Source organism: Campylobacter concisus (genome assembly GCF_003048615.2).
Classification (GTDB): Bacteria; Campylobacterota; Campylobacteria; order Campylobacterales; family Campylobacteraceae; genus Campylobacter_A; species Campylobacter_A concisus_C.
This window is the reverse complement of the sequence record NZ_CP049263.1, coordinates 547,900-560,996: the sequence shown is the minus strand read 5'-3', so window position 1 is coordinate 560,996 and position 13,097 is coordinate 547,900. Positions and strand designations below refer to the sequence as shown.

Below are 13,097 nucleotides of genomic sequence, written 5' to 3'. Positions count from 1 at the left end.
GCTATTTTTGACAAAATATCTAAAAATTTTCCCAAAGAAATATTTAAAAATTATTAAATATGTCGATTTAGAGAATAATTAATTTATACAAAAATTTAAAGGGAAATTATGAGATCAATAACCAATAAGATCGCCTTGACACTTATTATTCTTCTTAGCATTTGTTTTATAGCTATGTCAGTTGTAAGCTACAATAATGCAAAAGACAAAGTTATCAAACTAGTTAGTCAAAATCAAGATCAAATTTTAAAAGATGCAAAATCAGTAGCACAAAGTTTTATTGCTGATTATAGCGATGCTTCAAAGAGGCTTACTAAAAATTTGACAAATTTAAATAGCGATAATGAATTTATATCTAAACTAAAAGTAGAAAAAGAAAACTCCAATGATATCGTTGGCGATATCTATTATGGCATAGAAAGCGAGCCTAAACTATATGTAAGCACCGGTGAAATACTAACTAAGGAAAAAGATGATTATGACGCTAGGACAAGAGACTGGTATAAGGAAGCTAAAGATAGTGGCAAAACAGTCTTTTCAGAACCTTATGTAGATGCAACAACAAATAGGTTAGTCATCACATTCTCCACTGCACTTTATAAAAATGGTAAAGTAGTTGGTGTAAGCGGTATAGATGTCGATAGTCAAAGCATTGCTGAAAAACTGCTTAACATGGGAAAGACTGAGTTTGGTTATATATATTTTATGAACAAAGATGGCGTAGTTTTAGTTCATGATACATTAGATCTACTTGGCAAAGCTGTAAAATCCACAAAACTTTTAGCTCAAAAATATGCAAATAAAGATTTTGATGAGAATGGTCTCATATCCTATACAAACGAAAAAGGCGAAAATGTAACTGCTAAAATTTTACCTATAAACGACGACGGCTGGCTCGCAGTTGCTGCGATAAATGCCGATACTTTCACGAGTCAGACTATGCCCCTCCTAAAGATCCAGCTAATCCTAGCAGTGCTATTTATCGTTATCCTCTCAGCATTTGTCTATTTCTTACTTAAAAAGTCTCTTAACCCTATAAAAACTATCCAGTCTAAGCTTGATGATCTATTTAGATTTGTAACTTACGAAGCAAAAGCACCAAGCAAGCTAGAGGTAAGATCAAATGATGAATTTGGTGAGATGAGTAAAGCTATAAATGAAAACATCGATAAAGTCGTAGCTGGTATCAAAAAAGATAGCACTATGATAGATGAGCTAAATAAGGTAGCAAATTTAATGATCAAAGGCAACCTTGGAGCAAAGATAGGCTCAACTCCAAACAACCCATCGCTAAATGAGCTAAAAGAGCTACTAAATAAATTCTTTACATCTATCTCAGCAAATTTAAAGGGCATAACAAACGTTCTTAGCTCATATACTAAAAATGACTTTACGGCAAAGGTTGAGATAAATGATGAGCTAGAGGCCGATCTAAAGGCTATGATACTTGGAGTATCTAATATGGGTGAAGTAATTTGCTCTATGCTAAACTCAAATTTAAATGATGCCAAGATGCTTGAAGAAAAGGCTACAACCTTGGCTTCAGCTATGAAAGAGCTTACACAAGGTGCTAGCACTCAAGCAAGCTCACTTCAAGAATCAGCAGCTGCAGTTGAGCAAATGTCTAGCTCAATGAATGCCATCTCTCAAAAGACAGCTGATGTCATAAGACAAAGTGATGAGATCAAAAACATTATAACTATCATTAGAGATATAGCAGATCAAACAAACCTTCTAGCTCTTAATGCTGCAATTGAAGCTGCACGTGCAGGAGAACACGGCAGAGGATTTGCCGTCGTGGCTGATGAAGTTAGAAAACTAGCTGAACGTACTCAAAAATCTCTTGGTGAGATAGAAGCAAATACAAATGTCCTAGCTCAATCAATAAATGAGATGAGTGAATCAATCAAAGAGCAAAGTGAAGGCATCAATATGATAAATCAATCAGTTGCTCAAATAGATCACTTAACAAAAGAAAATGTTGTAATTGCTAATAGAGCTAATGAAGTAACAAGCGATGTTGATAACATGGCTAAGACAATAGTAAGTGAAGTAAGAAAGAATAAATTTTAATCAAACTGCTTCATAAATCTTTATAAATTTCAACCTGGTTTAGGCTGGGTTTGGATTTTATATTTTTAAATTCTAAATTTTAAATTTAACACCCAAGAAGCTTCTAGTAAATTTTAAAATTTTATGAGCTAGCATATCACGGCTCTAAAATTTGAGCTAAGCGATAAGCGAAGCCAAATTTTAGTAGTCAATTCTTGCGAGTGAATAGAATTTTAAAATTTGTGCGATAGTAAATTTCTATTTTTGAAATCTCAACTTTAAATTTATAAATTCTTTTATCCAAAAGGGAGATAAGGGGACTTGAATTACGAAGCCGTCCCCTTATCTCCCTTTAGATCCCTCAAACCCATCGCACGTTAGAGGTAGCATGCTTTAGTGCTTTGCACTGCATGCGTTTTGTGTAATAGAAAGTCAGGCAAATTTTAAAATTTCATGAACGAGTAATTTCGGCTCTAAAATTTGAGCTAAGCTGTAAGCGAAGTCAAATTTTAGTAGTCAATTCTTGCGAGTGAGTGAAAGTTAAAAAATTTGTAAAAAGAAAAGATGAATTTAAAAAAATTAGATCGCGGACTAAGCCGCAATCCATTATAGATAAACTGGGATATTTGTGTGTTCTAAGAAAAATCTTGATGTTCCGCCAAGGACCATCTCCATTAGTCCGTTTTCGCCGTATCTGCTGGCTACGATGAGATCTGCATTTCTATCATTTGCAGCTTTTAAAAGTGCCTCGCCAGGTATCGTTGTAGTTGCTATAACTTCAAAACTAGCACTGATATTATGAACCTTAAAATACTCTTCAAGTTTTTTAAGATTTAGCTCGGCGTTATCGCCAAGGCTTGCTTTTGAAGTGATGCACTGAACCTTTTTAGCGCTCTTTAAAAGATCGATCGCGCCAGTTAGGGCTCTTGAGCTTTGAGTAGTTCCTGTCCAGCTTACAAGGATATTGTCAGCCCTAAATTCACGCATCTTTCTAGGGATAACGATCGCATTTTTGCCACTTTTTAAAACAGCTGACTCAAATGTGCCAGTGATCTTGCCATCAAGTGGCACTGCAGCTACGACTAGATCGCAAAATTTACTCTCTTGCTCGACTATGGCGCTTCTTTTTCCATTGTGAATCGTGAAATTTGCAGTGCAGACATCTTCTATGACCTCATCGCTCACCTTTATGCCAAGCTCGGCGCAAATTTTATTAAAAAGCTTTTCGTTCTCTTCGTGTTCAACCGCAAGCTCAGACTTGGCTGATTTTAAAAATTCCTCAAAAAGCACTCCACCACGAAGCGTCATTTTCATATTATAAACCACGCTTGGATCTAGTTGGCAAGTGAGGATCTCCATGTGAGCTTTAAACCATTGTGCAACCTTTAAAGCACCGTAAATTCTTGGCTCGATATCGTCCCCTGCTCCTATTGGAAAAAGCAACTTTTTGTATTTCATCATCTATCCTTTAAAAATTTATTCAACCAAAGAGAGCGAAATTTTGTTTCCTTTTTGCTCGCTCACACACACTTTTACCTGATCGCCTACGTTTAATGGGCTCTTTATCTTTGAGATATGAAGCAGACCATCAATACCGTCTTTTAGCTCGATAAATACTCCAAAATCAACCACGCTTTTTACGCTTCCAACAAACTCATCTCCGATATTAAATGTCGGTTTTACACGCTCTTTGTCGTGTTTAAACGGCTTTTTGCCAAACGAGCGAGAGTTCTCTTTTGAAGTGATAGAGATGATGTAGTCTTTTGCTGCATCGACGTTTTTCTTAGCGCCACCTGCGATTTTGACCTCGCCTTTTTCTCTATCAAGGTCGATCGAAACTTCAAATTTCTCGATGATCTCTTTTATGGTCTTGCCAGCTTGACCGATGATATCTACGATCTTGCTTGGATCGACGTTAAATAGTTCAAGTTTTGGCAATACATCCTCGTTTATCTCTATATTTTTATCAGCCTGTGTCATTAGAGCAAGGATGTGCTCTCTGCCGCGTTTTGCTTGATAAAGCGCCTCTTTTAGCACCTCTAAGCTGATGCCTCCAAGCTTGATGTCCATCTGAAGCGCTGTGATACCATCGCTCGTACCAGCAACTTTAAAGTCCATATCGCCGTCGTGATCCTCAAGACCCATGATATCGGTTAAAACAGCGTGTTTATCGCCTTCAAATATAAGACCCATCGCAACACCTGCAACTAGTTTTTGGGTATTGACCCCAGCTGCTCTAAGTGCGAGCGAACCACCGCAAACGCTAGCCATCGAGCTTGAGCCGTTGCTCTCTAAAATTTCCGAAACAACTCTTATCGTATATGGAGAAGCTAGATCAATGCTTGGTGCAAGGGCACGCTTAGCCAAATTTCCATGTCCAAGCTCACGTCTGCCAGGAGCTTTAAGTGGGCTTGCTTCGCCGACGCTAAAGCCTGGGAAGTTGTAGTTAAACATAAATTTCTCAATCAAAGGAGCTTTTTCAGTTAGGATGTCATACATCTGAGCGTCGCTATCTGTGCCAAGAGTGGCGACAACTAGCGCCTGAGTTTGCCCTCTTGTAAAGAGGCATGAGCCGTGAGCGTTTGGAAGGACATTTGTCTCGATGCTAATAGGTCTAACCTCTTCAAGCCCACGTCCATCGGCTCTAACGCCCTCGTTTATGATCTGCTCTCTTACTATTTTCTTTTTATATTTACCAAGGACATTTGAGATAACAGCCTCGTCCCAGCCCTCTTTTTGAGCTACCTCATCGCTTGAAATTTGTTTAGCGATCTTGCCAAGCTCGCTTGCACGCTCGCTCTTTGCCATTTGATTGATCGCGTTTTTAACCTCTGCTTTATAAAATTTATCGATGTAAATAGCGATATTTTCGTTTTCTATCTCTGGTTTTAGCTCAAGTGCAGCGTCCTCTTTTTTATGCTCTTTAAACGCCTCTTCATAAGCGCTGCTAGCTCTTAGTATAGCCTTGCCAGCAAAGTCGATCGCCTCAACCATCTTATCTTCACTAAATTCATTCATCACTTGCTTTTGCGCCATGCTATCGCTTAGGCTAGGATCTATCATTGGCTCGATCGCTACCATCGGTATGAGTTGCGTAGTTTGCTGAGGCAAGCTTCTCATCTCGATCATCAAAAGCTCATCTTTTGTGCCAGCAACATAAAGATCGATCGCGCTTTGTTTTAGCTCAGAGTTGCTTGGGTTAATAACAAATTTATCATCTATATAGCCAACTCTTACACCACAAACTGGGCGATTTACAGGGATGTCGCTAAGGTAAAGTGCAACTGAAGCCGCATTTAGGCTCACAACTTGCAAATCAACCTCAGGATCAGCTGAAAGCACCATGACAACGATCTGTGTTGGGTATGCGTAGCCTTTTGGGAAAAGCGGGCGAAGCGATCTATCTATGATGCGAGCTGTTAGCGTCTCAAAGTCGCCTGGCTTGGTCTCGCGCTTGACGTAACCACCTGGGATTTTGCCAGCTGCGTAAGCTTTTTCGATGTATTGCACCGTTAGAGGCAAAAAGTCCTCTTCAACTTGTACATCTTCTCTTGCCACAGTTGCTAAAACTACGGTGTTTTTCACCCTTAAAAGCACTGCCCCACTAGCTTGTTTAGCTACTTTATTAAGGTCAAAAATTTCGACCTGATTATTGACTTCTATACTATATTGCATTATTTTTATCTCCTTGTTGTTTTTGTAACGGTAAATAGTGAGGGCTCTCTTCTAATATCGACATGATGCGCTCGCTCGTAGCCTCGATCTTTTTCTCGTAATACGAATCCACATCGATAAAATCAACGATCTTATTTATCGTGTAAATTTCATCGACCATATCATTTAAATTTGCAAAGACATCAGTGGCTATCATCGGCGTTGCGTATGAGATGGATTTTACCTTCACATCAAGCAGCGTCTTTATGCAAATGAGTGCCGTCATGCCAGTCTCACACCCCTCATCGATCAGTAAAATATTCTTGCCCTTTAGCTCTCCTATCAAATTTCCTTTTCTGTATTTATAGACATTTTTTAAAATTTTCTCTTCATATTTTCTATGCGCTTCGCCGTAGATGTAGTCATAGCTTATGTTAAAAGCTTTTATGAGAGGATCGTTTAGCACGATATCCTCAGTTTCACTAACTATCGCTACGTCGCATTCGCTGTTGTTTGGCGCAGGGATTGGCTCGCTAAAGAGCATCTCGTAGCTCAAATTTAGCCCCCTGCAGACCACATCAGTCAGGATAACTGACTCAAGCGACATGCAAAGAACTATTGTCTTAGCGTCATTTAGCTCTTTTTTTGGCAATATCTCGATGAGCTTGTTAGCTGCATCTAGTTGATCTTTAAATTTAACGCTTGCCATTATCTAGCCATCTTATTTGCTACTTGATGAAGTGGTGCTGCTTTGTGAAAAGTCATAGTGCAAGCCGCCCATCGGATAGAAATTTATAGTAAAGTAGATGCCACTTTTCTTAGTTGAGGCTGAGCCATTTGTCGTTGTTGTCGGCTCAACATCGTGTTGATAAATTAGCCCGTAGTTCCAGCACTTTCTTTGATGAAGCACGCCAACTCTCCAGCTTTTTGTGTAGCTTCTCTCAACGTCGTATTGCCAGCCGCCAATTAGGCTATATTGATGAGGGAGCTTCACGCCAGCGCTGCTTGTAAAGTAGCTATCTTTTGTTGCGCTGTTTTTAGCAAGGCTATCGCTCTTTTTCATCGTATGGAGCATATTTATCCAAAATAGATCATGCGTATAGTAAAGTCCGTTTTGCACCTTTTTAAGCTCTCTATCTTTGTGTGAGTACTCTAGCTTATTATAAAGGCTAAAATTCTCAAACGGATATAGGTAGATGGCATTTTTTAAATTTGAATACTCATCATCTTTTGTGTAGTAACCTTGTGAGATGCTGTGTTTGACGACCTTTCTGCCACTGCCGTTAAAGAAATACTGCGTCAAATATCCAGAAACTTCCTCTTTGCTCTGATCTTGAGCTAAGAAATTTTCATACTCATTTAGATCTTTATCGTAGATAAACTCATCGTCTAAATTTCCTTTTCTATAGCCTGGCAGCAAGTACTCAGCACCAAAATTTAAAGTGTGATAAAAGCTCTCATACGCCTTTGCAAGGTCTGTGTGAAGGGCAAATTTATGGTAGTTATTTACAAAATTTGCGTGTTTGTCTTCTCTTTTGTCATCAAATGAATTTATCTTGTTTTCGTAGTTTATCCTTGAAGCGTAAAGGTACTCGTAAAATGAAAACGTTAAACTATCATCAAACAGTGGCACATGCACTGAAGCTGGCAGCGTAAATTCATACTGGGTTGCTCTAACGCCTATCTTTCTATCATATCTGTGTGATTGAAGATCGATTGAATATAAGATATTTGGCAAGACTATATCGTCTGTAAATTTATGATACTGAAGCGATGGAAGCTCTTGAAGCGTATCTTTGTTTTCATTCTTTGAGCCGATCTTTTCGGTATCTATGTAGTATTTCGCATAGGCGCCAAAGTAGTGATCGTCATTTGCTATGAAGTAGTTAAATTTAGAGGTGACAAGCGAGTCATAGTCATCATCTCTGCCCTTTAAATTTAGATAGTCTATGTCATTTAGCTTGGTTGCATCTATCCACATGCCCTCTTGCAGATCGGCCTCGCTAAGGTATTTTATGAGTTTATCTCTTTCATATTTTAGCCCGACACCTTTGTGAGTTTTATTTTTTAGCTCAGCTCTGTTTGAAGTCTCGCTTTTTTGCTTGGCTCGGTAGCTGTTTTTATCAGTAAATGAACCAAAGCTGATCTCACCTCTTGAATCAGGCGAATCAGTAAATCTAAAAGCACCGTAAATTCCAGCGCCCCTGTTTGTTCTTATCTGCGGATCAAACTCCAGATCCCACTCATTATAAGGTGCAAAATATACTGGCTGCTTGTAGTAAAAGCCCTCTGACTTGCCGTATCCTAGCTCTGGCGGCAAAAGGCCTGTCCTTCTTGTAGTATCAGTTGAAAAGCCAAAGTATGGCAAGTAAAAGACTGGCACGTTTGCTATGCGAAAGACTGGGTTAAAAAGGTGCAAAAATTTGCTCTGTTTGTTTAGCATGGCTGAGCTTGAGGTGATGCTCCAGTCAGGATCTTGGACGTTGCAGCTTGAAACCATCGCCTTTCTTACTCTGTAGTACTCACTATCAGAGCTGCTCTCATCGCTTCTCATCCACACTTCCATGTCTTTGTTCATCATAAAAAGTGACTCAAAAGCAGCGTTGTTGTTTTTTAAATTTAGCTTAGCGTAGTTTGAGCGAGAGACCTCATCTTTGCCCTTCATCATATTGACATTGCCAAAGAGCTCAATGACGGAGTTGTTTTGATCATAAACAGCGCAATCAGCCGTCACAAGATACTCTTGCGAATATACAACGACGTTTTTGTTTGCCGTTACGATGCCCTTATCTTGCTTCACATCATCAGCTAATAGCTGCACATCTTGCACTGCTGCACTTAAACTAAAAACACAAACCGGAATTAAAAATAAAATTTTACGCATTTATCACCACTGTTTTTGCTATTTTGTCTTGCCACGTCTGCCTTGCAGGGTTTGAAAGTGCCCAAGCAAAGCCAAGATAAAAACAAGCTTCACTAACTATCCTAAATATCGCCCTAACAAGACTTTGAGTTAAATTTGGCTTATCTAAAATTTCTACATTTATACACATCGTCTTTGTTATCATCTGCCCGAGGCTTGCGCCATAATACCAAACGAAAAATGTGTGATAGATGACTTTTAAAGCGACCACTTGCCAAAATAAATTTAATACTAAATTTCTAGCGTCATCATAGTTAGTGCTAGTAGAAAGAGGCTCCCAATAGATGATCATAAAAAGAAACGAAACTATGATCTCATCGATAGAAAACGCCATGATCCTCTTAGCAAAAGGGGCAAGTGAAATTTCTTCGTTTTGAAGCTTCTCTTCTATCTGCATGCTCATTTTAAAGCCTGCCACGCGATATCTTTTCTAAAGTGCGCTCCGTCAAATTTGACATTTTCGCAAAGCTCATAGGCCTTATCACGTGCCTCTTTTATGCTCTTTGCAGTCGCCACGCAGACTAGCACTCTGCCGCCATCTGCGTAAATTTCATCACCATCTTTGCTCACGCCTGCGTAAGCTATATGGGCATCTTTTACATCATTTAAAACTGAAATTTTAGCCTTTGGGCTACTTTTATAAGGATAATTTTTGCTAGACATCACGACGCCAACAGCAAATTCATCTTTTAAGCTGATAGGCTTTAGCTCACCTTTTGCAGCATTTAGTAAAATTTCACTCAAATTTCCATCTATTAATGGCATCAAGACCTCGCACTCAGGATCGCCAAATCTCACGTTAAACTCAAGCACATAAGGCTCATTTTTCACGATCATCAGCCCCACAAAAAGCACTCCACAAAACGGACTGCCCTCGTTTTTCATCCCTTTTAGCGTAGGTTTTACCACCTCTTCTTCGACCCTTTTTATCAGCTCTTTTGAAGCAAGCGGACTTGGAGCGTAAGCGCCCATGCCACCAGTATTTGGACCCTCGTCGTTATCGAGTAGGCGTTTGTGGTCTTGCGCAACTGGCAAGCTTACAAAATTTTCACCGTCACAAATGGCAAAAAAGCTAAGCTCAAAGCCATCCAAAAACTCTTCAACCACCACAAATTTACCAGCATCACCAAAGCTAGCCCCACTTAGCATGTCACTAACTGCCTCTTTGGCTTCTTCTTTGGAATTTGCGATGATCACGCCTTTGCCAGCGCAAAGTCCATCAGCCTTTACAACCATCGGAGCGCTTAGAGTATCAATAAATTTAAATGCTTTTTCTTTGTCGTCTGTGTTTAAATATTTTGCAGTTTTTATATTATTTCTAGCTAAAAAGTCCTTCATATAGGCCTTGCTAGCCTCAAGTCTAGCAGCTGCTTTGCTTGGTCCAAAGATGAGCAAACCCTCTTTTTTAAAGATATCTACCACGCCTTCACTAAGAGGTGCTTCAGGTCCCACGATAGTTAGCTCGATACTATTTTTTTTGGCAAAATTTGCTAGCTCATAAAAGTCTTTTATATTTAAATTCTCACCAAGGCGTGAGGTCGCACCATTTCCAGGCGCAAAGTATAAATTTATATTTTTTTCGCTTTTTAGTTTTAGAGCAATGGCGTATTCGCGGCCGCCACTTCCTATTATGAGAATGTTCATATTATCTCCGTAAATTTAAAAACCCAAGTGGGCGTCGCATAGAAGAGTGGCCCATAAACAAAGCCAATCTTGCAAATAGATGGATACCAAAAGGTTGCAACTTCTCGCTGTTTAAGGCTCAAACGAAGCCACATCGCAAGGCACCCATACCTTTTCGCTAACAAAAAAGTGTTGGACCCCGTAAAATGCTGACTCGCTTCACTCAGGCAATAAAATTATATAAATTCTTTGCTTAAAGTAACGTTTTGGCAAGTGCGATACAAGCGTTTATATCTTGATTTTGGCTCACTATTGGCGTGCTAAATTTTAGCTCTTTTGCAGTCACCTTTCCGATGCTTATCGTCTGATAGCTCTCGTCCCAGCCAAAATTAGTAAGAAAATTTCTAACATTTATCGGAGATGCGAAGATCAAAATGCTATTTTTTGGTGGTTTTAGCTCCATTTTGCAAGGGTTTAAGACATTTTCATAAGCGATGACCGCCTTTATATTTACGCCGCCATCTTGCAAAATTTCTAAGAAATTTGAAGCGCTATCTTTGCCCTTTAGATAAAGCACCTTTTTGCCTTTTAAAAGTGGCAAAATTTCTCTTGCAAAGTCATCTCCATGAGCATTTTGTCCAGTGTAAATTTCACTAAAACCAAACTCTCTTGCCGCCGCTGCGCAACTATTTGCGATAGCAAAAACTGGTAAATTTATAGGCAAAATGCTATTAAATTTTAAAGCCTTAAAGGCATTTTTGGAGGTTGCCACAAGCGCGTCAAATTCGCTTAAATTTATCTCAAATTTCAAAAACTCAATCCTACTAACACTTAAATTTACAACGCTCTCATCAGCCGTTTTTGTGTTTGAGACAAGATAAATTTTACGCAACTCTTTTTAGCCCTAAAAATGAGATAAAAGCAAGCACGCTGCAAGCTAAAATAGCTATTGACGTAGAGTAAAAAATGTCGCCAAGACCAACCAGTGGCGAGATGATGCCGCCTAAGAAAAATGGGCAAAATCCAAGCACCGCTGAGGCCGAGCCAGCGTACTCTCTGCCCTCATTCATCGCAAGTGATGAGGCCGTTGGTAAGATAAAGCCAGTAAAGAGTAAAAGCAAGAAAAATGCGATGATAACGCCGATCACTTCAAATTTAAAGCAAAGCACAAACGCTATAAAAATACTAGCAAACAAGGTACCAAAAAGCCCAGTTTTTAGTGCTTTTCTCTCGTTTAGCAAGCTTGCAAGCCTAGCTCCTATGACGATGGCTAGGCCATTTGCCCCAAAGCAAAAGCTGTAGCTTACTGGGCTTAGCAGGTAAAACTCTTGCAAGATAAAAGAAGATGCCGCGATATAGGCAAACATCGCAGCCATCGTAAATGTCTGGATCGCGATAAAGAGCATAAATTTCTTTTTTCTTAAAATTTTGCCAAAGACGCTGTAAGTCTCTAGCAAAGGCACTTTTAGGCGGTTAGCAGGGCTTAGGCTCTCTTTGAAGTAAAAATTTGCGATAAATAGCAAAATGCCGATGATCGTTAGCGCCATAAAGATGCCACGCCAGTCGGTAAATTTAAGCAGTAAGCTGCCGCCTATGGGCGAAAATATCGGAGCAAGACCATTTACAACCATCATAAGACTAAAAAATTTAGTCATCTCATGACCCTTGTAAAGGTCGCTTACAACGGCTCTTGAGATAACCAGACTGCCCGCACTTGCAAGCCCTTGGATGATGCGCATAAAGATAAAAAACTGGATATTTTGCGCAAAAAATATAAAAATCGTGCTTATCGTGTAGATGATGAGCGAGATGGTAAGTGGCGTTTTTCGGCCAAATTTATCGCTGATTGGGCCAACTATTAGCTGTCCTATCGCAAGTCCTGCCATCGAGGTCGTAAGGGTTAGCTGGGTTGCTGAAACGCTTGTGCCAAACCACTCAGTTATGGCTGGCAGTGCTGGCAGGTAAAGGTCTGTGACAAATGGGCCAAATGCTGAAAGCGCACCCAAAAATAGTAGTAAAAATAGTTTGGAATTTTCTTTTTTCATAGCTCTTCTTTAAATTTTAAAGGGATTATATTATGACTTTGCTTTTTGGGTTATTAAGGGTAAATTTAATGTGATTTATAAAAGAGAAAAGCCCTAAAATAGGGCTTATTTTACATTTTGTCTTTTGTGACGATTAGAAGCATTTTGAATTTGTCTTTCACTTTTAGGCCGTGTGGGATCTTGCCTGGAAGCACGATACTATCGCCCTTTACTAGATGAAAGCTCTCATCAGCTATCTTTAAATCAAGCTCACCATCAAGCGCGATAAGTAGCGCATCGCCAGGGGCAGCGTGGGTTGAGAGCTCTTGGTCTTTGTCAAAACTAAGTAGTGACATTGAGCCATTTTCGTTTTTGACAAGCGTTTTGCTAACTATCTTGCCACTCTCGTAGCTAACGGCATCTGCGAGACTAAAGACACTCGCTTTGTCTAAATGATCTATCATAACATTCTCCTTAAAATCTATTAGTAAATATTTTGTTTTCTTTGTAAATTTGAGCTTTCGCCAGGTTTTTGCCTCGATAAGGCAGGCCTCATCGCGTCCAAGCTTCATCTGCTTTTCGCCATACTCAAGCTGCGCTTCGCCATCAATGACGAAGGCAAGGCTGTCTATAAAAAGCATCTCGTGATCAAGCTCCTCGCCCTCGTCAAATGCGTATATATCGACACTTGCGTTTTTGTTTTGAAAGAGCCTTTTACTAACGACGCTTTTTTCAACTATCTTTGTGTCTTTGTTGAGATTGTAAATTTGACTCATTTTCTATCCTTTTTTTTGTGAAGGATTATAATGCAAGTTTTGATA

At 39.4% G+C, this 13,097-nt stretch carries 10 protein-coding genes and 1 pseudogene; 2 read left to right on the top strand and 9 right to left on the bottom strand.

Features of this window, described 5'->3' with window-relative positions; translation table 11 throughout:
- Positions 1-108 precede the first annotated feature (108 nt).
- Both CVS89_RS10270 and CVS89_RS10265 read left to right on the top strand, forming a co-directional pair.
- Positions 109-840: pseudogene (locus CVS89_RS10270) on the top strand (PDC sensor domain-containing protein); the annotation flags it as partial.
- A gap of 99 nt (positions 841-939) precedes the next feature.
- Positions 940-2,073 carry a methyl-accepting chemotaxis protein gene (locus CVS89_RS10265; RefSeq protein WP_430393990.1) on the top strand — a complete coding sequence of 378 codons (1,134 nt, stop codon included), beginning with the start codon at positions 940-942 and terminating at the stop codon, positions 2,071-2,073.
- 585 nt (positions 2,074-2,658) lie between these two features.
- Here CVS89_RS10265 and CVS89_RS02870 read toward each other — a convergent pair.
- From CVS89_RS02870 to CVS89_RS02830, 9 genes are all read right to left on the bottom strand, one after another.
- Positions 2,659-3,510 (bottom strand): universal stress protein, encoded by an 852-nt coding sequence (locus tag CVS89_RS02870; protein ID WP_012140217.1) that lies wholly within the window; start codon positions 3,508-3,510, stop codon positions 2,659-2,661.
- Positions 3,511-3,528: 18 nt separating this feature from the next.
- Positions 3,529-5,727: a polyribonucleotide nucleotidyltransferase gene (locus CVS89_RS02865; protein WP_107848351.1), complete on the bottom strand. Its 2,199-nt coding sequence runs from the start codon at positions 5,725-5,727 to the stop codon at positions 3,529-3,531.
- Complete coding sequence (locus CVS89_RS02860) at positions 5,717-6,415, bottom strand: sodium:proton antiporter (RefSeq protein ID WP_002941705.1); 699 nt, start codon at positions 6,413-6,415, stop codon at positions 5,717-5,719. Before CVS89_RS02860 ends, CVS89_RS02865 begins: the two co-directional genes overlap by 11 nt.
- Positions 6,416-6,427: 12 nt before the next feature.
- Positions 6,428-8,590 (bottom strand): LPS-assembly protein LptD, encoded by a 2,163-nt coding sequence (locus CVS89_RS02855; RefSeq protein ID WP_107848350.1) that lies wholly within the window; start codon positions 8,588-8,590, stop codon positions 6,428-6,430.
- Positions 8,583-9,032 carry an RDD family protein gene (locus tag CVS89_RS02850; protein WP_002941696.1) on the bottom strand — a complete coding sequence of 150 codons (450 nt, stop codon included), beginning with the start codon at positions 9,030-9,032 and terminating at the stop codon, positions 8,583-8,585. The genes CVS89_RS02855 and CVS89_RS02850 overlap by 8 nt, the downstream gene beginning before the upstream one ends.
- Positions 9,029-10,273 (bottom strand): phosphoribosylamine--glycine ligase, encoded by a 1,245-nt coding sequence (gene purD, locus CVS89_RS02845; protein WP_107848349.1) that lies wholly within the window; start codon positions 10,271-10,273, stop codon positions 9,029-9,031. Before purD ends, CVS89_RS02850 begins: the two co-directional genes overlap by 4 nt.
- Positions 10,274-10,505: 232 nt before the next feature.
- Positions 10,506-11,144, bottom strand: coding sequence for a uroporphyrinogen-III synthase (locus CVS89_RS02840; protein ID WP_107848348.1), 639 nt, complete (start codon positions 11,142-11,144; stop codon positions 10,506-10,508).
- Positions 11,137-12,297, bottom strand: a complete 1,161-nt coding sequence (locus tag CVS89_RS02835; protein ID WP_107848347.1) for a multidrug effflux MFS transporter — start codon at positions 12,295-12,297, stop codon at positions 11,137-11,139. The genes CVS89_RS02840 and CVS89_RS02835 overlap by 8 nt, the downstream gene beginning before the upstream one ends.
- A 110-nt stretch (positions 12,298-12,407) precedes the next feature.
- Positions 12,408-13,052 carry a cupin domain-containing protein gene (locus CVS89_RS02830; RefSeq protein WP_103611098.1) on the bottom strand — a complete coding sequence of 215 codons (645 nt, stop codon included), beginning with the start codon at positions 13,050-13,052 and terminating at the stop codon, positions 12,408-12,410.
- Between the last annotated feature and the right edge of the window lie 45 nt (positions 13,053-13,097).